Annotated in this window: 14 protein-coding genes and 1 pseudogene; 5 read left to right on the forward strand and 10 right to left on the reverse strand. The window is 45.4% G+C overall.

Annotated elements, in window-relative coordinates:
* Positions 1-153: 153 nt before the first annotated feature.
* The 8 genes and pseudogenes from CZ367_RS12800 to CZ367_RS15235 form a co-directional block, all read right to left on the reverse strand.
* On the reverse strand, positions 154-1,032 hold the full coding sequence (locus CZ367_RS12800; RefSeq protein ID WP_077197188.1) for a DNA/RNA non-specific endonuclease: 879 nt from the start codon (positions 1,030-1,032) through the stop codon (positions 154-156).
* An 877-nt stretch (positions 1,033-1,909) separates the two neighbouring features.
* Positions 1,910-3,214: a DUF1302 family protein gene (locus tag CZ367_RS12805; protein WP_077197189.1), complete on the reverse strand. Its 1,305-nt coding sequence runs from the start codon at positions 3,212-3,214 to the stop codon at positions 1,910-1,912.
* A 2-nt stretch (positions 3,215-3,216) separates the two neighbouring features.
* Positions 3,217-3,996 (reverse strand): outer membrane lipoprotein-sorting protein, encoded by a 780-nt coding sequence (locus CZ367_RS12810; protein WP_077197469.1) that lies wholly within the window; start codon positions 3,994-3,996, stop codon positions 3,217-3,219.
* A 13-nt stretch (positions 3,997-4,009) separates the two neighbouring features.
* A complete protein-coding gene (locus CZ367_RS12815) occupies positions 4,010-6,367 on the reverse strand; it encodes an efflux RND transporter permease subunit (protein ID WP_077197190.1) in 2,358 nt (785 codons plus the stop codon).
* A 21-nt stretch (positions 6,368-6,388) separates the two neighbouring features.
* The gene (locus CZ367_RS12820; protein WP_077197191.1) at positions 6,389-8,110 is read right to left on the reverse strand and encodes an ABC transporter ATP-binding protein; all 1,722 of its coding nucleotides are present in this window, start codon (positions 8,108-8,110) and stop codon (positions 6,389-6,391) included.
* Positions 8,111-8,130: 20 nt separating this feature from the next.
* Positions 8,131-9,885: an ABC transporter ATP-binding protein gene (locus tag CZ367_RS12825; RefSeq protein ID WP_077197192.1), complete on the reverse strand. Its 1,755-nt coding sequence runs from the start codon at positions 9,883-9,885 to the stop codon at positions 8,131-8,133.
* A gap of 30 nt (positions 9,886-9,915) precedes the next feature.
* Entirely contained in the window at positions 9,916-10,530 is a 615-nt protein-coding gene (locus CZ367_RS12830) for a TetR/AcrR family transcriptional regulator (RefSeq protein WP_077197193.1), read from the reverse strand.
* A 269-nt stretch (positions 10,531-10,799) separates the two neighbouring features.
* Positions 10,800-10,969 (reverse strand): annotated as a pseudogene (locus CZ367_RS15235) (IS1380 family transposase); the annotation flags it as partial.
* Between the two features lie 459 nt (positions 10,970-11,428).
* Here CZ367_RS15235 and CZ367_RS12845 point away from each other — a divergent pair.
* Positions 11,429-13,414 carry a hypothetical protein gene (locus CZ367_RS12845; protein ID WP_237581739.1) on the forward strand — a complete coding sequence of 662 codons (1,986 nt, stop codon included), beginning with the start codon at positions 11,429-11,431 and terminating at the stop codon, positions 13,412-13,414.
* Between the two features lie 901 nt (positions 13,415-14,315).
* Positions 14,316-14,564, forward strand: coding sequence for a hypothetical protein (locus CZ367_RS15615; protein WP_154669341.1), 249 nt, complete (start codon positions 14,316-14,318; stop codon positions 14,562-14,564).
* 109 nt (positions 14,565-14,673) lie between these two features.
* On the opposite strand, the gene CZ367_RS12850 is transcribed toward CZ367_RS15615, so the two are convergent.
* The gene (locus CZ367_RS12850; protein WP_077197197.1) at positions 14,674-16,104 is read right to left on the reverse strand and encodes a sodium:solute symporter; all 1,431 of its coding nucleotides are present in this window, start codon (positions 16,102-16,104) and stop codon (positions 14,674-14,676) included.
* A gap of 303 nt (positions 16,105-16,407) precedes the next feature.
* Positions 16,408-17,244 carry a type II pantothenate kinase gene (coaW, locus tag CZ367_RS12855; RefSeq protein ID WP_077197198.1) on the reverse strand — a complete coding sequence of 279 codons (837 nt, stop codon included), beginning with the start codon at positions 17,242-17,244 and terminating at the stop codon, positions 16,408-16,410.
* 182 nt (positions 17,245-17,426) lie between these two features.
* On the opposite strand from coaW, the gene CZ367_RS12860 reads away from it, so the two are divergent.
* The 3 genes from CZ367_RS12860 to CZ367_RS12870 all read left to right on the forward strand — a co-directional run bounded on the left by CZ367_RS12860 (position 17,427) and on the right by CZ367_RS12870 (position 21,216).
* Positions 17,427-17,705 (forward strand): HU family DNA-binding protein, encoded by a 279-nt coding sequence (locus CZ367_RS12860; protein ID WP_077197199.1) that lies wholly within the window; start codon positions 17,427-17,429, stop codon positions 17,703-17,705.
* 277 nt (positions 17,706-17,982) lie between these two features.
* Positions 17,983-19,554 (forward strand): Rne/Rng family ribonuclease, encoded by a 1,572-nt coding sequence (locus tag CZ367_RS12865; protein ID WP_077197200.1) that lies wholly within the window; start codon positions 17,983-17,985, stop codon positions 19,552-19,554.
* A 582-nt stretch (positions 19,555-20,136) separates the two neighbouring features.
* Entirely contained in the window at positions 20,137-21,216 is a 1,080-nt protein-coding gene (locus tag CZ367_RS12870; RefSeq protein WP_077195559.1) for an IS110 family RNA-guided transposase, read from the forward strand.
* Positions 21,217-21,310: the final 94 nt, after the last annotated feature.

Genomic DNA, 21,310 nt, shown 5'->3' on the forward strand with positions numbered 1-21,310 from the left:
TTATATAATATAACAAGTATATGCACGCGCTCAACCGAAAAGTTGGGAAAGGCTTTTAATTCAGTTTGCAAAGATAATGATATAATATCAAACAGCCGTGCCACTTCTTAATAAATTGAATAAACTTAACAAGAATTTATAGAAACCCCTATGTTAATCCGTCAATTTACTTTCCACAGCCACTTCTATATCGTCAGGCAACTGTGGAAAGAAGTCGTAACCTGTAATCTTCTCCACCTCGTCTACCGTGCGTGGCATCTTGTTTGCCTTATCTTTACCGCCACCATTCTTACAGATAAATCCGTACGCACGTGGCTTACCCTCCATTATCAATACCACCTTGAAGAAGGCATCGGGTACAGCCACCTTGTTTTCACCAATGGTTTCGTACTGATTTTTGTTATAAAATATAGGTCCACAAGCAATATAAACCTCGCCATATTCACGAGCCCACATTCTACATTTGCGTTCTACATCGCCCCACGCACCACTATTGATACTGAAGTCTTGAGGACAAATATTGGTAAACAAGAAACTCTCATACATCGCTTCCTCATCCCACTTGTTATCACCTGCAGGACACATATGCCCCCTACTCCAACCACTCTTTTTATAGTCGTAGTACGTAGCACGTGGTTCGGGCACTTCCCCATCTTCGTGAAAAGCTCCTTTAGGACGTCGTACCATACCTTCCGTATGTTCAGCTGTTAGTCGCCAAGCCACCCAGTTAGGGTCTTTGGTTTCCTTATTATAAGAAACCGTATAAGCCTTTCTTACTAAAATTTGTTCGGAAACATCAGTAAGCTTTGCAGGAATTTCAAGTCCGTTAGGCACATTTATATTTTTCGTCTCCGAAACTTCACCCTCCTTCGTCTCTGCTTTTTCATCTGCCTCGCTTATCTGCTTGTGTGTCACTATTTGCTTACCGCTATCCATAATTTTACGCAATCGGTCGCATTGCGACATAATGGAAAAAATAGCAATCGCCCCCAAGAGTATCTTCCACTGAGTGGAAAATTTTTTACGTCTCATATTTCTAAATCTAAGTGTATAATACGCATTAAAAGAACATTTACTCTTGCAAAGTTAACTAATTTACTATAAATTTTCTCAATGCTATGAAAAAAACACCTTTTTAGATTTATTTTCCACTAAAAAATACATCTTTGCACAAGATACATCTGTACGCAACACTTGTAAACTATAGTTTTACCAAGTCTGCTGCAATAAATAAAGGAAATAAGGCTAAGAGATAGAGCTGAAAACAGCCTTAAAAGAATAACCCGTTGACGGAATTATTTTTTAGCTACTATACCAATTGTTACCTTATTCGATAGATAGTTTATTTCTCTTTTATCTTTTTCTCTTTTTCCGTTTTACTTCGGGTAAGTGTTAAATACAATGGTCATAATTCTCGTATATGCGTTCAAAAGAAGCGTGATACACAAAAGTGGCATAAATGCGTGTGCAAGTGCAAACTACTGATTACTAACGAGTAATAAACAAATAGGAGAAAGTGTGCAAGAATATAGTATTTAATTCGTGGTAATATAGAACGAATAAAAGGTAAATATGAACAAGAAAAGTATCATTAAGTGTTATTTTAGAAGGTAAACATTGATGTTTGAGAATGCCAAACATCAATGTTAAGGTGGTAAAACATATATGTTTGGCATCGTCATAGTTAAACTTTGACAATACCAAACACCAATAAAAGAGATTTAGGACATATAATAAGAAATATATAACAATTCTATTTGTAGAATTAATATGTTAAATCAGCATAATAAAAAAACATTGGAAGAATTAAGGCTGGTTCTATAACTTACCACCGCATATAGTCATTCCATTTTTATGAAATACGTTTTGTTATCTTATAAAAGAATGAGATGCAATGTCTTTATGTCATTCAAAAACTATATTTCATCTTTGTCCATATTTCAGAGTTTCGGTCGTACATTCGGAACTTGCCTTTGTCGGCATGGAAGAAATCGTATCCGGCGGTAAGTTCGATTTGGTCGTTCAAGGCGTAGGATGCGGAGAAACGATTGAAAACGCCGCCATTGGCTACGTCTATATAGGCGAATGTTGAAAGTTTAAGCATATTCCGCAGCAATTCTTTCGATATTCTTGCCGTAGCAAGTCCAGCATTGCGATAAACGGGAAGACCGTCAAGGTTCCCTGCCGTATATTTATGGAAGTATTGTGCACTGAAATTCCAATCGTTGCCCAGATACCAGTCCACACCGGCAAGGAAGTTGTACGTATTTCGGCACACCACATTTTTTCCCACACCTCTGCTTTGCGCCTCATCGAAATAGCAAGCAGCCTCGCCGCGAAGGACAAACTGTCCAACAGGCAGAGAGCAGTCGGCCCCGAGCATCGTCATGCGGTGGTATTCACCCTTGACTAAAAGCGACTTTCCATCGCTGGACACAGTAAGGGAAAGAGCGGGCATCTTGTTCCACGTTCGCAGGACACTCAGTGAAAAATCAATCCCGCTGAGGTTGGTCGTTATCCGTCCGCCGTACTCTATATTCCGAAGTCTTTTCTCTGGTTTTCCACTTTCCAAATCTATGGTATAGGGAAGAGGGGCTGACGGTAGAGTCAATGCCCACGGGTTGTGCCTGTCGGTGGGAAGAATGAAGAAATCCGCTACGGGATTGCATATCGCCTCGAATGTTACCGAACGCCATGTGTATCTTGTACGCAGGGCATTGACGGGCATACGGATGTCATCGTAGTCCTGCGCAAGGAACTCGGTGTAGTCGCAGGGCGACACGCAGTCGGTCAGTCGGAGGGCATCTGCCACTCCCCACACCACAATCTGTCGCCCCACGCGAAGGTCAAGATTTCCTTTGGCGTATGCGAGATATGCCTCGCGCAGTTCCAGTCCCGTGCGGTCTTTCAGTATAGCGTTGTAGGTGGCATTCATGGAAACAAAAAGGGAAGCAGCACCTTTTTCGAGTTTTACCTCTCCGCGTGCACGGGTTCTCGAAGCCATCCAGTCGGCTTTGCCCTCGGTGCGTGCGGCATGGTAAGTATCGAGAAATCCCTTTACCTGAACACGCAGGGAGTTGTCCTCCGTTTCTTCCTCTTGTATGTATTCCGCATCAACGGAATCGGTTTCCACCGCCGAGGTATCAATCTGGGCAAATGCCTGTGCCGAGAGCATCGGCACAAGCAACAGCGTCCATAATCGCAGCATTCTCATGGTCAGAGTCCTTTCTCTAATTTGGAGACGGTGAAGAGATTGGGCTGCACCTTCACGTTGAACCGCTGGTTGTTCATACGAATGATGGTCTTATGCCCCGTCTGCACGTTCTCCATCTGCATGAAGTGCATCGTCCAGAAGCCCTGCACCTTGTTGATGTTGGAGATGGTGAGCCGGCGGTGCAGCTTCTTCAGTTTGTCGTAGTATTCAGCCTTGACCGGTATCAGGCAGTCCTGTCTGATCCATGTGATGCGATACGAATAGATCTCATCCTTGTCCTTGGGCGTGGACTGCACCACCCAGCATTTCTTTCCTCCCACGACCTCCTCGCGAAGCAGTTTGTGTGTTTCCTCGTCCACGCTGCGCGTGTTCATGTCGTTGTAGGTGAAGTCGCTGCCCATAAAGTAGTCGGTCTTCGACGATTTGCCGCTGATGCGTCTCGTCTTCTTCATCGCTGGCAGGTAGAGCCACTTGTCGTCCACCTTGTTGGCGTTGTCGTAGTCCCATGTGAGGAAGCCCGTACCTTTTACATCGCCGGGATAGGTGAAGAACATGATTTTTTTCGTGTTCCTGCCCACGTCCATTGCCCACGATTCGAGCTTGCGCACACGTTTGTGCCCGCTTCTCTGCACGAGCGTCATTTCGATGGTGGCATAGCGTGTGTCGCCATCGGCACGGTTTCTTACTTTCTGCATGATGTCTCTTCCTGTGAGACCTGCGGCGTTTGCACTGCAAATCGCAAACAAGGCGATGAGTGTCAATACTAATTCTTTTGCTTTCATTTTATACTGTTTTTTATTGTGAATTTGTCTTTTTTTCTTTGCCAAACACCCTGAGATACTTAAAGAGAACCGGTGTGAGGAACAGGTCGGCGAGCAATGCCGACACCATACCCGCCACGGCAAGGATGCCCCAGTTGACCATCTGCGTGGCGTTCGACGACATAAATCCTGCGAACGTCGCCGACACGACCACGGTGGACATCACGATGGCAAGCCCCTCGGTGCGGAACGTGCCCTTGATGGCGTCAGCGTAACTGCCGCATCGGTTGTACTCCACATGGCTGTGGTTGATGAAGTGGATGGTGTCGTCAACGGCTATACCGAGTATCATCGGTATAAGAGAGGCGGTCATCATGTCGAGCGGATAGTCGAGCCAACCCATCATACCGCCCACTATGACCGCAGGAGCGAGGTTGGGGATCATGCCCACCAAGCCGACCTTCCAACTGCTGAAGACGAGCACGAGGATCACGCCGATGACCAGCACCGAGAGCAGCATCGACCACATCTGCCCACGCTCCACGTATTGCTGCATCACGGTGAACTGCGGTATGTTGCCCACCATCGAGATGTGCGCTTGAGGGAAGAGCCTCCGCGCCTCTGCCTGCAATGCGTCCATTTCCTTCTCCGCCTCGTTGGAGTTGTAGTTCTTGATTTCCACCTGCAGGCGCAACCGCTGATAGTCATAGTCCATCCAGTACTCCGACTCCGTGCCGCCGGCGTTCTCGTAGAGCAGGAGAAGCTGTGCCACCATGTCTGCATCGTCGGGAATACGATAGAATTGTTGCTTGCCACCGTTGAGCGTGCAGTTCATGTCCTTAATGATGTCCGTCACGGAGTTGTGCCGCTTGGTGAGCAGATAGCCTTCTGTGATGGTAGCCAACTGATCGAGCCGTTTTAGGTTCTCGGGCTTCTTTGCGTCGTCTGCGTGCGGCAGTGTAATCATCAGGTCGTAGGAATACATCGAGCCCAATTCCGTATCGCACAGGTCGAGGAACTTCTTCACATACTCCACCTTGCGCCCCATTGTCTTCTCCACGTCGAACGCCGGCTCGATGAAGAACAGACCGATGCCGCAGAACAGCGTGAGCACCGATGACACGACGACGATACGCCGATGGTTGCGCATAACGAACCCACCGAAACGCTCGAAGTGGTCGCCCACATAGCCCTCGAAGCTGTGCGACATGTTCGCGTGCGGCTTCCTGTCCTTGCCCAGCGACAGCAGCACTGGCGTGACCACGAGACACGTGAGCAGCACCGACAGCAGGCAGAGCGAGGTGTTCAGACCAATGGCTTTCATCGGCACGATGCTCATGGAGAGGAACGTCATCATCGCCGCCACGGTGGTCAGCCCCGAGAGCAATACGCCCCAGCCCGTCTCGCCCACGGCATCAGTAATGGAAGCCCTGCGCCTGCCTGTCTCCACGAACCGTGTCTTGAAGAAGTTATATAGGTGAATGTTGTAGGCAATGGAACAGGCAAAAGTGAGTATGACGGCTATCATCGCCGTGCTCATGTCGATGTAAAGCCCCGTCCAGCCTATGATGCCGAAGCCGATGAGCAAGGCACATATTGAGGTAATCAGCGGTGCAACGACTCCACGCAGTGAGCGGGTGACGACGAGCATCACCACGATGGAGACGAGGAAGGCGATAGCAAACAACCGTCCCATCTCACCCTTCAGATAAACGAACTTCTCGTAGCTCATATAGGGCATTCCTGCGGCATTGGGCGATAGCTCTGCATACTTTGCCTTCGTGATGATGCGTCCTGTCTCCTTGCCCGTGACCATATCGGGAGCGATATCGCTCGTCTTCTTCCACACGCTGTCAACGGGGAATGGGCGCAGCTTCACCATGATCCATGTCATCGTGCCGTCCTTCGACACGAGTTTCTTCGAGAGGTAGGGCTTGCTGTATGCCTTGCGCTTGATTTCTTTCAGTCCGGCTGCGTCCGACGGGATTTCCTCGGGCACAATCTGCTCGATGGTCATGCCCTCCTCCGTGCCAACGGCAAACTCAAGGTCGGTGAGCGACGTTACCTTGTCGGCATACGAGAGGCTGTCTTTCAGTTCGTTGCTCAGCTCGCGGATGAGCGTGAGACTTCGCTTGGAGAACACGTCCTTGTTCTTCACCAATACCGCCACATAGTAGTCGTTGCCGAAGATGGACTTGAACTCATCTGTTTTCAAGAGCATCGGGTCGTCGCTCACAAAGTAGTCGTCAAACGAGGTCTTCATCACGATACGCTTCGTCCCCACGAACGAGAATGCGACAAGCAAGGCGAACAGCCCTACCACAAGCATTCGGTGACGCAGTATCCACACCGCCGTCTGCCTGAACTTACAGTTGATTTTTTCGATTTTCATTGTTGTTTTTTATTTTGATGATTAATTTTCCTGTTGTAATCTTACCATTTGGGCAAACTTGCCACCTTTTGCTATAAGTTCTTCGGGTCTACCCTGTTCGCAGACCATTCCGCCGTCAAGCACCACGATGTGGTCGGCACCCAACACAGTACGCATACGATGGGCGATAATGATGACGGTCTTTCCCTGCACTAGTTCGGAAATGGCGGTCTGGATCTTTGTCTCGTTCTCGGCATCAAGGCTGGCGGTTGCTTCGTCCAAGAGGATGACAGGAGCATCTTTCAGAAGCGCACGGGCTATGGAGATACGCTGCCGCTCGCCACCCGAAAGGGTTTCCCCATTTTCGCCAATCACTGTATCGTAGCCTTGTGGCATACGACTGATAAAGTCGTCGCACTGTGCCAATTGTGCCACATGCCTTACTTCCTCATCGGTGGCGTCGCGCTTTCCTATGCGTATGTTGTCGGCAACAGAGGCATTGAAGAGCATCACGTCTTGAAATACTACGGCATAATTTTTAAGCAACGTCTCTGGTTCTATGCCAGAGATGTCGTGTCCGCCCAGCGTTATCTTACCGCTATTGATATCCCAAAAGCGTGCAGCGAGCTTGGCAGTGGTACTCTTGCCACCACCTGAGGGACCAACGAGTGCGGTTATCTCGCCTTGTCGGGCAGTGAATGAAACATTGTGAAGCACCTGCTTCTCTGTTTCGTAGGAAAAGCTGACGTTGTGGAACTCAATGTCATAGTTCGAAACTTCCACCTCTGTGTTGCCCGTCTGTATGGGCATTGCCTCCATCTCCTTCATTCGTTTGATGCGTACATCGAGAAAAGTAAGAATGGCAAGGTGATTGCATACTTCAAGAATAGGATTATAAACCATTGCCGAAACAAGGAGGAACGCTAAATAGACGAACACCGACACGTCGCCACGCTGTAGCATCCATGCGCCTACAACGATGACGGTAGGCATGCCTAATTTAAGCAGTACAGCAGAGATGTTGACAAATGAGCCTACCACGAGATCACCGGCAACAAGTTCTTTTTCCAATATTTTTAATCGCTGGTCGAACCGCTGGTTATATTCGTCCTCGCCATTGTACGATTTGATTTCCTGCACACACTCCAGTCCTTCCTGTATCTGTTCGCTCACGCCACGCTTGATGTGGTAGAGACGTGTAAAATCCTTGTCCATTCGATTTCGTGAAACCAACAGCACCACTAAGGCAAAAGGTACTACCCAAAACACAGCGATGGCTAATCGCCAATCGTAACAGAACATTCCCGCTGCGATAATGACAATGCTCGCCACGGAAGCAAATAGTTGGGGAATGGCGTGCGAGAACGTTGTTTCCAATAGCGTGCAGTCTTCCATGATGGTGGCAGTGAGATCGGAGAGATTGCGCTCACCGAAGAAAGCAAGTGGCAAGCGACGTAGTTTCTCGGCTAAGGAAATGCGGCGTTGTGCACTCTCGTTATAGACGGTGGTGTAGGTGCTGTCGTACTGCCAACGGCTCACGACGAGCATCACGATCATCAGTCCTACTGCCACGAGGAGGTAGAACCAAAGGGCGTGTGGGGTTTTTGATTGCCCATCGCCGAGATATTCCATGAGGAAGAAAAACAGATAGGTGGGCGGCAGCATCAACGCAAGGTTGAGCAGTGTCGAGAAGGCAATGCCTCGACACAAGTCCTTTGCCCCCTTTTCCGTGAGGGCGAAACGGTTTTGAAAATATTTAATCATGACTTTATGCTTTTAATGGGTTATAGTTTCCACGAAACGGACTGTTGATACTCGTTCCACATACGATAGTATTGCTTTTTCCTGCTCAATAGTTCCTCGTGCGTTCCCCGTTCGACAATCTCACCGTTGTCCACAACTGCGATGCTGTCGGCATCCTGCACGGTGGTGAGTCGGTGGGCAATCATCAGCACTGTCTTGCCACGAGTGAGGTGAGCGAGTGCCTGACGAATGAGATGCTCGTTCTCTGGATCGGCAAAGGCGGTCGCCTCGTCGAGCACTACGATGGGAGCATCTTTCAGAATGGCACGAGCAAGGACGATGCGTTGCTGCTCGCCACCTGACAGATAAGTGCCCTCCGCACCAATGACAGTCTCCAAGCCCTGTGGCAGACGGTCGATGATCTCACGGCTCTGTGAGAGGTCAATCGCACGGTTGATTTCTTCCATTGTGGCATCGGGATTACCATAGCGCAAGTTGTCGATGAGCGAGGTCTTGAACAGGCGGGTGTTTTGGAAGACGAACGACACGTTGCGCATCAGTTCCTCTCCGTTCATCTCTCGCACGTCCACATCTCCTATGCTCACGCTGCCCTCTCGCACGTCCCAAAAGCGGGGGATAAGCCGTGCCAGAGTGGTTTTTCCACTGCCCGATGCTCCTACGAGCGCAACCGTTTTGCCTTCGGGAATGGTAAGGTTGATATGACTCACTGCATCTTTCTCCGCTCCCTCATATCGAAACGAAACATCGTTGAAACGAATGTCGAACGTCTCTGCCTCCTTCGGATCGTCGTGCTTCGGGAGCGGTGCGACATGGGTGAGCCGTTCTAATCGCTCCACTGCCTCGTTTGCCATAAAGAGATCCTGACTGAGGTAGGCGGCTTTCATCAGGTTGGAAGCGATGAGCGGTGCAATCACCACATAAAGTATCACGTCGGCAATAATTGTGCTTGTATCTCCACCGTGTCCTATCAGGATAATAGCAGTAGGAACGAGAATGAAGGCAAAGGCATTGACCGCAAGCATATAAAACGACATCGGTGTGCGCCACACGAGCGTACACTTGATGACGAGGTCGCGGTAACTGACGATGCTGTCGTAGAAACGCTTGAACGAGAACACCGTCTGCTGGAACACTTTCACCACAGGAATACCCCTTACATATTCCACCGCCTCGCTACTCATCTTCTCCTGCGCATCAAGGTAGAGCCTTTGAAATTGGTTATTCTTCGGGTTCATCATATATCCCATAATGCCTATAGCACCAACGAGCGGTATCATTGCAGCAGCTCCCAACTGCCAATCCACTGCGAACAGCAGCACAATGATGCCGATCGGAGCGACAACACAGCTTGCCACATCGGGCAGCAGGTGCGCCACGAAAGTATGTGTCTGTCCCGAATCTTCATCAATGATTTTACGCATACGCCCCGTGTTCTGACTATCGAAATAACCCAATGGCGCACGCATCAGCCGTTGCATCGCTTTGCGCCTCATATTGGTCTCAATGCGGAAAGCAGCAAGGTGAGAGAGCATCAGGGCAGCGAAATAAAGCAGCACGTTCGCCACCGACACCACAAGGGCAGCAAGGGCATAATCCCATACGGGTGTGTCGGAAAGGTCGCCTTCGGCGGTGAGCAGTGTGCGCACCACGAGCCATAAGAGAATGAATGGAACGAGCGACAGCAATCCGTTGACCGCCGACAGCCCGACGGAGCAGGGCAGCACCAGTCTGCGCCCTTCCATATAAGCTCCTAATCGTTTGAGTGTTTTGAACATATCATTATTGTTTTTTTTGTGAATGTTAGCCTATGGTTTCATCAGCTCTTTCCAGCCTGCCGTTCCAAAGGCGATGTACTGCGTGAGTGCTTGTTTGACTTCCTCCTCACTATATTCCTCGTGTTCCACCAATTCGCAAAAGAGAGTCGTCCAAGCCGAACTGGTGAGATGTATCAGAAACGGAGAAATGTTGGTGTTGATGTGTGGGTATCGTTCCTTCATCAGCCGGAGGTATTCCATACCGACCTTCATCTGGTGGTCAATGATTTTGTTCTTATATCCCTCCAACGAAGTTCCCTCGGCATTGAAGAGTAACAGCCGCAGTTCGGGGCGGAACTGCTTGACAAGGGTAAGCATCGCCATAATGTGATTGATTTGCTGTTGCCGCAAATCGAACACGTCAAGCGAGAGAAATTCCTCATCGTTATGCGAGAGGATATAGCGGTCAAGCGCATTGAGCAACGGCTGCAATACTGCACAAAACAGAGTATCCTTACTGTCAAAATAATGATACAGGTTTCCCACTGTCACGCCAGCCTTACGCGCCACGTTTCTAATGCACGTACGCTGCACACCGTTTTTGATAAACTCTCTATGGGCAACTTGCAATATGCGTTGCTTTATGTCTGTCTTCAATGTCTGCATAGTCAAAGATGAATAATGAACATAGTTTTAGTTTGTTCACAAAAAAAGCGCACCATTCTATAATGAATGATGCGCTATTGGGCTGGTCTAATATTAAAGCCCTTTGTAGGTGATATTTATCCTTTCTCATAAACTTTTTTTTTAGATGCTGCAAAGATAAAAAGAATGCTATTTCCATACAATACCTAAATATAGTGATTTTCTTAAAAACGCATCATTTAATCGATCCTCAAATGTTTTCTTGCGTCAACTCCTTTATCGCGCTGAGAGTAGATTCTCATAAGAGAACGGATGATTTCGCTGTACTGATAACCAAACGATCTACGCTTTAGACCGAGGATTGAGTCGATTACAGATGATAATTTGTCCATAACCCGAAAAATATTCCTCCAAAAGGAGTGAGTTTCTCAGATTTAATTTGTAACTTTGCCCCCCGCATATCAGATTTTTGCTTGTTTTTTTTTGCAACACTAAGATAAGTGAAAATTCTGATATGGCAAAATCCTGAGCTGCTCTGCCGCTTGCCAAGGCAAGAGCTTTTTGTTGCTCAGGTACTCAAAAAGTTTAAATTTATAATAGTGTTGCGGAATTAAGGAAATAATTACATTATGCTTTACAACTACAACAAAGATCAGGAAATCCATTCCCTATCAGGCCGAGGTAAGCAGTACGTTACTCCGCGTATCAACATCACGGCTATGGAAACAATGCATCTGATGGCTGGTTCAGATCCGGAGGCGACTATTGAGGACATTCATTACGGGGGGGGGGTTACCGACGAGATAGACGACCAGTAGGCATCCTCTTCCGTATAGACAAACGTATGTCAAATATCTATACACGCATACAGGTTTTAATAACGAAACAAGAATATAAAAACAGAAACATCTTAAAAAATATGTCTATTAAAGTTTTTTCAATGGCTATCTTAGCCTCACTTCTGTTCGTGTCGTGCAGCCAGACAAGCATAGACTACGATTCCAAGACAACCACCACTACATCTGCAAATGAATTGAAGACCTACGAAGTGGAGATAGAAGCACAGACCAACGAACCTGAAACAAGGGCTGCTATGCCATTCAAGGTCACGGAAGAGAATATCAACGGCAAGACTGTTCTGTATCCGAAACTGAACATCACAGAGGAGACGATGCCTTCGGTGGTGGTGCTCTACAATAAGAATAATGGTGTCAAGGAAGTTGTCGAGGCAAACTGGAACGTGATCAAGGAAGATACAAGCATAAAGTTTAACCTGAACAAGCTGACCAGTAAGAGCGACCTGGCTAACGGCGAATGGTATATGATGTCGCTGATGGGGGGTGAGAAGAACGGTAACGACTTGAAGGTGGATATACCAACCGACATCAACCAGATAGAGAAGGACCAGACCTTTACTTCTCCTTGTCCTTTTGCAACCACATGGCGTCGCATTGTAAAGAACGGCAATAAGCTGAAGCTCAGCAACAAAAGCAAGAAGATGGTATTCAAGCCACAGGGTGTCTTCCTTGTCATGTCATTGGAAAGCCGTATGACCCTTCCTACAAAGATCAGCCGTGAGCTCACACTCGAAAGCAATGCCTTCTGTACGTCAGGTTCTTATAAGTTCAATGTCAGCAACAACGTTGGCGAAGATGCTGACTTAGCAGCTAATTATTGGGAGCCAAACAGCCAGCTGGCTATCAGCGATATGTCTGCCGTCTACAAGAAGTATAATGCACAACATTATAGAAGCACCATCAAGCTCAACTATAATTCGGGCAAGGATGACGGTACGCTGCGTAACGGTCAGAGCGACCTCGACAAGTACATCTACTTCAACAGCTATAAAAAGTCAACGGGTACTAACACACCAAACACCAGGACAAACCGTGGTTTCCTTCTCTGCCTAATGCCTGTCGACTACACGAAGACAAGCAACTATCCTGGTGGTATCGTAAACGAGACCCTCCTCTTCGGAGATGTTGAAGTGACAGATGAAAATAGAACAAACTACACATACGATAAGAATACATATACGAAAAATCCAAGCACATGGCGTCCGTATATGGGCCACAGATATCTCTTGGGCAGCTTCAGCAACCCGCTCAGCAAGGGGTCCAGCTATGACATGACGCTGAGGATCATCCGCCCTAACCTCCCTATCGAGCGTTTGTGGGCTTACAAGCAAGGTAAAGAACTGCAGAATAAAACAAGAAAAGATGCTGACAAGATTGCTAAGGGAGAGACTGTCGACAATAACTATCCTCTTCTGAGCAGCAAACTTTACAGATTGCCAAAGTACACCGAGTTTACCCCTGTCTTCAACAATCCTAAGTCGCAGCTTCAGACTAACAAGGAGTTAGGCGGATTAAGACGCTTCAAAATCGGAGATGGATATGGTTTCTCATTGACCGTTGATAGTCATCGTAACTTCGTTGACCTGAATGGTAAACAAAGAAAGTTCTCTAACTGGTACTGTGCTGTGCAAGACAGCAAGGTGATGTATGCTATCATGTATATGAAACCTGTGAAAGATATTGACCCTAACCCAACAAACAACTACAAGGTGGCTGTCAGGATGACCTTCCCAGAACCTGATGCTAAATCGGGTGTTGCAAAGGTAGAAACATATTATTTGGGTCCAAACTATAATCTGTCCTTCAATGTAGCAGGTTATTACCTGTGCCACGAAGAGTTCTGGAAGAAGCTGGATCGTCAGGATATCATTTCACGTGAGTTCCAGTTGGGTTACTATTGGCTTACCACCGATAATATAATCGACCCAGAACATGAGCCAAAGGCAACCTACACTGAGTTCAAGCTTGATGGTAGTGCACAGCCTGAATATACCAAAACAAACGGAACGAGCTATTTCCTCCCTTGGTTGAACAGCCCGGCTTGGTAATAGCGGAAACTGATAACAACATACTAAAAAGAAGCGGCTCAATGAGTCGCTTTTTTTGTGCCCTATTGGTCATTTTGCGAGGTAGAAGCCATTGTGAAAGCCGATAAATACTAACTTTGTTTGAGACTGAAAACCTTAAAGGCTGGTGCTATAAATTACCACCGCATATCGTCATTAAACCCAAATCGCTCATTAGCCCGCAAAGGCTTTTTAAAGCGTTTAGATGTTATGCTTTTCTTCGTCTTTGCACCGTATTTTGGATCTTTTCGTTTGTTTTTTCAGTTGTTTAGCTCGCTAAACGTCTTCAAAAACAACCCAAAATAGCTCAAAATAAGCTCGCAAATCTCGAAGAAGTCTAACGACCGATTTGGGTTAAATTTTTATGAAATACGTTTTGTTATTTTTTAGCTACTATACCAATTGTTACCTTATCCGATAGATAGCGTATTTCTCTTTTATCTTTTTCTCTTTTTCCGTTTTACCTCGGATAAGTGTTAAATACAAGGGTCATAATTCTCGTATATGCGTTGAAAAGAAGCGTGATACACAAAAGTGGCATAAATGGGTGTGCAACTGTAAACTGTTGATTGATAATGAGTAATGAGTAAACAGGAAAAAGTGTGCAAGAATATACTGCTTATATTACGGAAATATAGAACGAATAAAAAAAGAATATGAACAAGAAAAGTGCTATTAAGTGGTATTTCAGAAGGCAAAAGTTGAACTTTAGCTTTGCCAAACATCAATGTTGAGGTGGTAAAACATATATGTTTGGCATTGTCAAAGTTGAACTTTGGCTTTCTATAATATCAATAAAAGAGATTTAGAATAGATAATAAGAAATATCGGATAATTCTATTTGGGGAATTAAAATGTTAAATCAACATAACAGCAAAACCCATTGGGAGAATTAAACCCAAATGGGTCGTTAGCCCAGTCAGACCAGTCGGACTTGTCAGACCAGTCGGACTTGTCAGACCAGTCGGACGTGTCAGACAAGTCCGACTGGTCTGACTGGTCTGACTGGTCTGACAAGTCCGACTGGTCCGACTGGTCCGACTGGGCTAACGACCCATTTGGGCTTAACAAAAATATTGCCATAAGAAAGCTCCTTTTGAAACAGATTTTAATGTGCTCAAGGGGCATGTAGCCCCCATAAGCATTTGGAGATAAATCCCTTTAACGCCTCTAACTTCTTGATAAAAGAAACAAATTTTAAGGCTGGTCTATAAAATTAACCTAATCGGGTGTTTGCCCAATTAGGATTTCTTTGGTTTTATTATCGTTGTTATCCATAGTCCGATGAAGGTAATTGCGCCATTGAGCATAAGTAGTTCGTACCCAAACTTGTATTGCCACAGGTGCTGAGCAAGCATATCTAAGCCATAACAAAGTAAGGGTGAAGCGAGGGCAATATATGGTACAAGGCGGTCGGTAACAGGTTGGCGAGTGAACAAGCCGTATGCAAACAAGCCTAAGAGTGGACCATAGGTATAGGAAACAATGGTGTAAATGGCATTGATAAGATTGGTAGAATTGAGGGCGCGGAAACCTAAAATGAAACCCACAAATACCACTGCCATTCCGAGGTGTACACGTTTGCGCAAGCGTTCGTCGTTTGGCTTTTCGCAAATGTCTATGCAGTAGCTCGTAGTGAGCGAGGTAAGGGCAGAGTCGGCTGAAGAAAAACAAGCTGCCACCACACCGATGGTGAAGAGCACTACAACCCCATTGCCCAACATTCCGCCTGCAACGGGGAGCAACATCAGTTCGTCGGGCATTGTGGGCAGTGTTTGCCCCATCTGTTGTAGGTAGTGCATCAGCAGTATGCCCAATGCAAGAAACAGCATATTGACGGGGAGGAAGGCTATGCCGTATGTACACATATCTTTTTGTGCGTCGCGGAGGGTTTTGCAAGTAAGGTTCTTTTGCATCATATCTTGATCTAATCCCGTCATAACGATTACAATAAAGACGCCACTAAGAAATTGTTTCCAAAAGTTTTGTGTACTTATCCAGTCGTCCCACACAAAGATTTGGCTGTGCGTATCGGAAGAAACAAAGGAGAGAACTGACGACAGATTGAGCTGAAGTGCGTCCATCACCTTGAAAGCGATAAGCACCAATGCTGCCAATATACAAAGTGTTTGGAACGTATCTGTAAAGACAAGGGTCTTGATGCCGCCCTTTCGGGTGTACAACCATATTAAAAGCACTAATGAAGGTACGGTAACAAAGAAAGGAATATGATAGCCATCGAGCACGAAGCGTTGTAAAATCATACACACAACATAAAACTTGACAGCCGAACCTGCCATCTTGGACAAGAGAAAGAACGATGCACCTGTTTTGTAACTCATTCTCCCCAATCGCTCCTTTAGGTAGGTGTAAATGGTAATCAGTCGCAGTCTATAATAAATAGGTAAAAGCACAAAGGCAACAAGGGCATACCCCACGATAAAACCCATACAGGTTTGGAGGTACGACATATTTTGGTTCATCACCATTCCAGGTACACTGACAAAGGTAACGCCCGATATGCTGGCACCAATCATTCCGAAGGCTACAAGATACCACGGCGATTGTCGATTGGCATTGTAAAACGTCTGGTTGGAAACGTTGCGAACAGTGAAGCGGCTCAACAAAAGAAGAGCAGCAAAATAAATCAATATAGTGGAGAGAATTATCATATTGTCACAAAGTTGAGAAAAAAGTTTGCTTTTCTTGCCGTGTTCTATTTCTTTTTATTACCTTTGCGCTATCTTATAAAGGCACAAAGTAAAAATAAGATAATTTGAACCCCAATCGGTCATTAGACCAGTTTAGGGCTTGTCTATCTATTTACCGAAACTTATGAGGTGTATTTTTGCCTTATTACATTCTCATTCTAACGACCGATTTGGGTTGAACAGAACAAACCTATTCTATGATTATACACACGAAAACAGCCCAACGAAAGCGTGAGTCTTTCTTGGGCTGTTCATTTTTTATCGTTACACCTTATTATATACTTTTGCACCCGCTTGGAGGGCTGCACCTATAGCTGTGCAAAACTCAGCGTATTCGGGTATGATGAAATGCACACCATAGAGGCGTTCCATCAATGGGAAGAGTATTTTGCATTGAGGCAGCAAGGTGAGGTTGCCTATCATTACAAAATCTTTGATACCACTATTGAGCGAACTCAATATTGTGGATGAACCAATGGATTGGAGCACCAAGCAGATGAGCCCCAGTGCAATGTCTTCGCGTGAAGCATCGCCCTGAGCGTTGGCAAAGAGTGAGGCTGTGGCGTCCATAGGCAACCCTGGGAGGGGAGAAGACGAAATATCGCCAATCTGAAGATTAATGTGCGAGATGTCGCCACGCATTCCAAGGTCGGAAATGACGTCTATATTGTCGGTATTGAGCAATAAACGAGAGAGTCCGCTCAATGTTCCACCGCCAATACCTATACCTCCGATGTGGCTAATCCTGTCGCCATCACATTCTACAATCGAAGTTCCTGTACCCATAGAAACCACCAACATACGGTCGATTTTTGCCTCGAAACGGGCACCAAGTCCATCTGCTAAGAACTCGTCCGCCTTTTCGGTAGGCAGTCCGTAGATAGGTTTGTCGATATAAGCCGAACCTACCCCCGTGACCATTACTTTTTCAACATCGGCAAGTTCTATCTTATTGTCGTACAAGTACTTACCAAAAGCTCCGTAAAGCGATGTGATAGGGTCGGTAGCCTTGATGCGCAAAGGGCAAACCACCTTGCCATCACGTATGCCAACAATCTTGGTTGTAGAAATACCTACATCTATTCCAATTGCGATTTTCATATTACCTTATATATAATTGTGGCGCAAAGGTACAAAAAAAACGATATTTGGATAGCATAAGATAGATATTTTCCAAAAAAACACTAAAAATATTTCTCTATTTAGCTGAAAATGAGTATCTTTGCATTCCGTTATGACGAGATAGAAATTAAGAATATCATTAACTGTATAATTGTAACAAAATGACAAAAGCAGATATTATCAATGAGATCGCCTCTTCTACAGGTATTGCAAAGAAAGATGTTTCGGCAGTAGTAGAATCGTTTATGGACGCTATCAAAGACAGCATGCTGAAAAAGAAGGAGAATGTCTATCTCCGTGGTTTTGGTAGCTTCATTGTAAAGCATCGTGCTGAAAAAACAGCTCGTAATATTTCAAAGAATACTACGATTACCATTCCTGCACACAACTTTCCAAGCTTCAAGCCTGCAAAGATTTTTATTGAGGATATGAAGAAATAAACAAACAAAACAAATAATAACATTTTAAACATTTAAAGCTATGCCAAACGGAAAGAAGAAAAAGGGACACAAGATGGCTACGCACAAGCGTAAAAAGAGATTAAGAAAGAACAGACATAAGAGCAAGTAAGCCCCAAAAGGGCTGAAGACTCTAAAAAAGTCGTTCAACACAACGGGGCTTGTCATCGCAACAAACTCTTATCCCGAGAGTGCGACGACACGTCTCGCTTTTTAGTACAAATAAGTACCTGAAAAGGACTTATAAGAAAAGAAGAAAATGACAAGCGAAGTAATTATTGATGCCCAACAGAAAGAGATTTCAATAGCATTGCTTGAGGATAAACGATTGGTAGAATACCAACGTGAACCAAGAGAAGCGAATTTCTCAGTGGGAAATATCTACGTTGCAAAGGTCAAAAAACTGATGCCAGGACTTAACGCCTGTTTCGTAGATGTAGGATATGAACGCGACGCATTTCTTCATTATCTTGACTTAGGAGGTCAGTTCAACTCCTTTGCTAAATATCTCAAGCAGGTTCAAAGCGATAGGAAAAAACTCTTCCCCATACAAAAAGCAAGTAAGCTACCTGATTTGCAGAAAGACGGAAGTATTCAGAACACACTGCAAGTAGGACAGGAAGTATTGGTACAGATAGTAAAAGAGCCTATATCAACCAAAGGACCACGCCTTACAGGCGAAATTTCGTTCGCAGGGCGTTACATCGTACTCATACCATTTGGGGATAAAGTAAATGTTTCCACAAAGATTAAAAGTGGTGAAGAACGTGCTCGCCTAAAGCAACTCATACAGAGTATTTGCCCTAAAAACTTCGGGGTAATCGTTCGAACAGTGGCGGAAGGAAAGCGAGTAGCCGAGCTCGATGCTGAAATGAAAATACTCTTAAATCGTTGGAATGAAGCGATAACAAAGGTACAAAAGACACAAGAGCGACCACAACTCATTTTTGAAGAGACAGGACGTGCAGTAGCAATGCTCCGAGACCTCTTCAACCCAACCTATGAGAATATTTATGTGAATGATGAGGAGATATGCAATGCCGTACAACACTATGTTTCACTCATTGCCCCTGAAAAGGCGAACATCGTAAAGAAGTACAATGGCAAGCAACCTATCTTTGACAACTTTGACGTAACCAAGCAAATAAAATCAAGCTTTGGAAAGACGATTAATTACGGACACGGTTGTTACATCATCATAGAGCATACGGAGGCTATGCACGTTGTAGATGTGAATAGCGGAAACCGACAGAAAGAAAAGGCACAAGAGCAGAATGCACTTGATACCAACCTTGGTGCAGCAGACGAAATTGCACGCCAACTCAGATTGAGAGATATGGGTGGAATTATCGTTGTCGACTTCATAGATATGAATCTTGCAGAAGACAGACAGATGCTATATGAGCGTATGTGCAAAGCAATGCAGAAAGACCGCGCTCGACACAATATTCTGCCGCTCAGTAAGTTTGGTTTGATGCAAATAACTCGCCAACGTGTGCGCCCAGTGATGGATGTTGATGTGGCTGAAGATTGCCCCACTTGTTTCGGAACAGGAAAGATACGCTCAAGTATCTTATTTACCGACCAGTTGGAACGCAAGATTGACCGCCTCGTAAACAAAATTGGGGTTAAGAAATTCTATTTGCACGTACACCCTTACGTGGCTGCTTACATCAATCAGGGCATTATTTCCCTAAAGAGAAAGTGGCAATTGAAGTACGGATTGGGGGTAAATATCATTCCTTCACAGAAACTTGCGTTTATGCAATACGAATTTTACGATGCGAAACAACACTTTCTTGATATGAAGGAAACCAACGATAAGTCGTAAGTCAAGGCTTACTCGTTTATTAAAAGATAATGAAAGAATAATGTGATACTACAAAAAGAGGATGCACTATTGATAGTGCATCCTCTTTTCTTTTTTGTTTGACCTCCCATACTGACGTGGATAGCACCCCGCATATAACCAAAGTTTATCTTCCTTTCTTTGCTCTTTATCTCTTTTTTTTGCTGTTTAGCCTACAATAGGTGAGGGGGATAATCTTTTTTCTTTTTATTGCAGATTATCTGACGATTGATAACTCACTGTTCTACAATTATTTATACATCGATATAGGAGAATGATTATAAGTGTATAGATTTTGTCTATTTGTTTTAAAAAGATTATTGCTTAACTTTGCATCATCAAAACAATAGAAACAATTAAAAAATAGATAAGTTACTATGTTTGCAAAGGCTAACACACTAAGACAAGTCGGATGCCGCTCTTCGGAGGCTTCGCGCCTCCGGCCGCATGGCAAACCACCGCGGTGTTTTTCATAGTCTGCAAGGAAAAAGTTGGTACGATAATAATTGGATTGTATATTTGTAGTGCAAACGACAAATGACAAACAATTAGAACCGTACCGATATGCAAAGAAACAAAATTTCCTTCAAAGGACAAAAGATTTACATCGGAATTGATGTGCATGCAAAAACTTGGGAGATCTGTGTGCTGACCGAGTCGGGTTACAAAGAGAGGCACCCGCAGCAAGCCTCCGCAAAGACGCTCTTTGACTTTTTGAAGAAGCATTTCCCTGATGGCGAGTACCATGCCGTGTATGAGTCAGGCTTCAGTGGTTTTTCCACATACTACGCTCTCAAGGAGTACGGCATCAACTGTGTCGTGACCCATGCCGCGGATGTTCCGACCACCCAGTACGAGGAGGTGATGAAGACCGATAAGGTAGATGCAGCCAAACTTGCGCGCTCCTTGCGCGCCGGTGACATCCGTCCCATATACATCCGTGAGAAAGAGAATATCGATGACAGGTCAGTCATCCGCATAAGGAAGACCATACAGAAACAACTCTCTGGCTACAAGGCAAGGGTGAAACACCTGCTGCACTGCAATGGCGTGGAGATACCCGAGCGGTTCGCAAGACCGGGGACGCACTGGTCAAAGGCTTTCATCAAATGGCTCAAGGAGGATGTCGTGCTGCTTTCCTCCTCAAGATTGTCGTTGGACTTGCTCGTCAAGCAGGTGGAGACGATACGCCAGACACTCTTGGACGCGACAAAATCCATACGAAAGCTTGCGCAGACCGACAGGTACAGGAACAATTACGAGCTTCTGATATCGATACCCGGCATAGGTGTAAGTGTAGCCATGTGCATACTGACAGAAATCTACGATGTGAAGAGATTCCGTAACGAGAACCAGTTCGCCAGTTATCTCGGCCTGATACCGACCTGTCATAGCAGTGGAGAGAAAACCGCAAGCGGAGAGAAGACTTTCCGTGGCAACAAGCATCTCGGACCGATGATCATAGAGGCTGCATGGATAGCCATCTACAGAGATTACGGACTGGGAATGGCCTATGCCAGATACAAGCAGTCCATGAAACCGCAGGAGGCCATAGTCAAAATAGCCAGAAAGATGTCCAACATCATTTTCTCGGTACTCAAGAACAGTAGGAAATATGAGCCATACAGATGGGATAAAGAATAACATACAGACTTTCGGACAACTTCATAAAACGACTCCTTTTCATAATTGATGGACCTTCGGGTGTCATCTCCGATAAGATTGTTGCGTTTTACCT

Origin of the sequence: Prevotella ihumii (assembly GCF_900155655.1) — a bacterium.
GTDB classification, from domain to species: Bacteria; Bacteroidota; Bacteroidia; order Bacteroidales; family Bacteroidaceae; genus Prevotella; species Prevotella ihumii.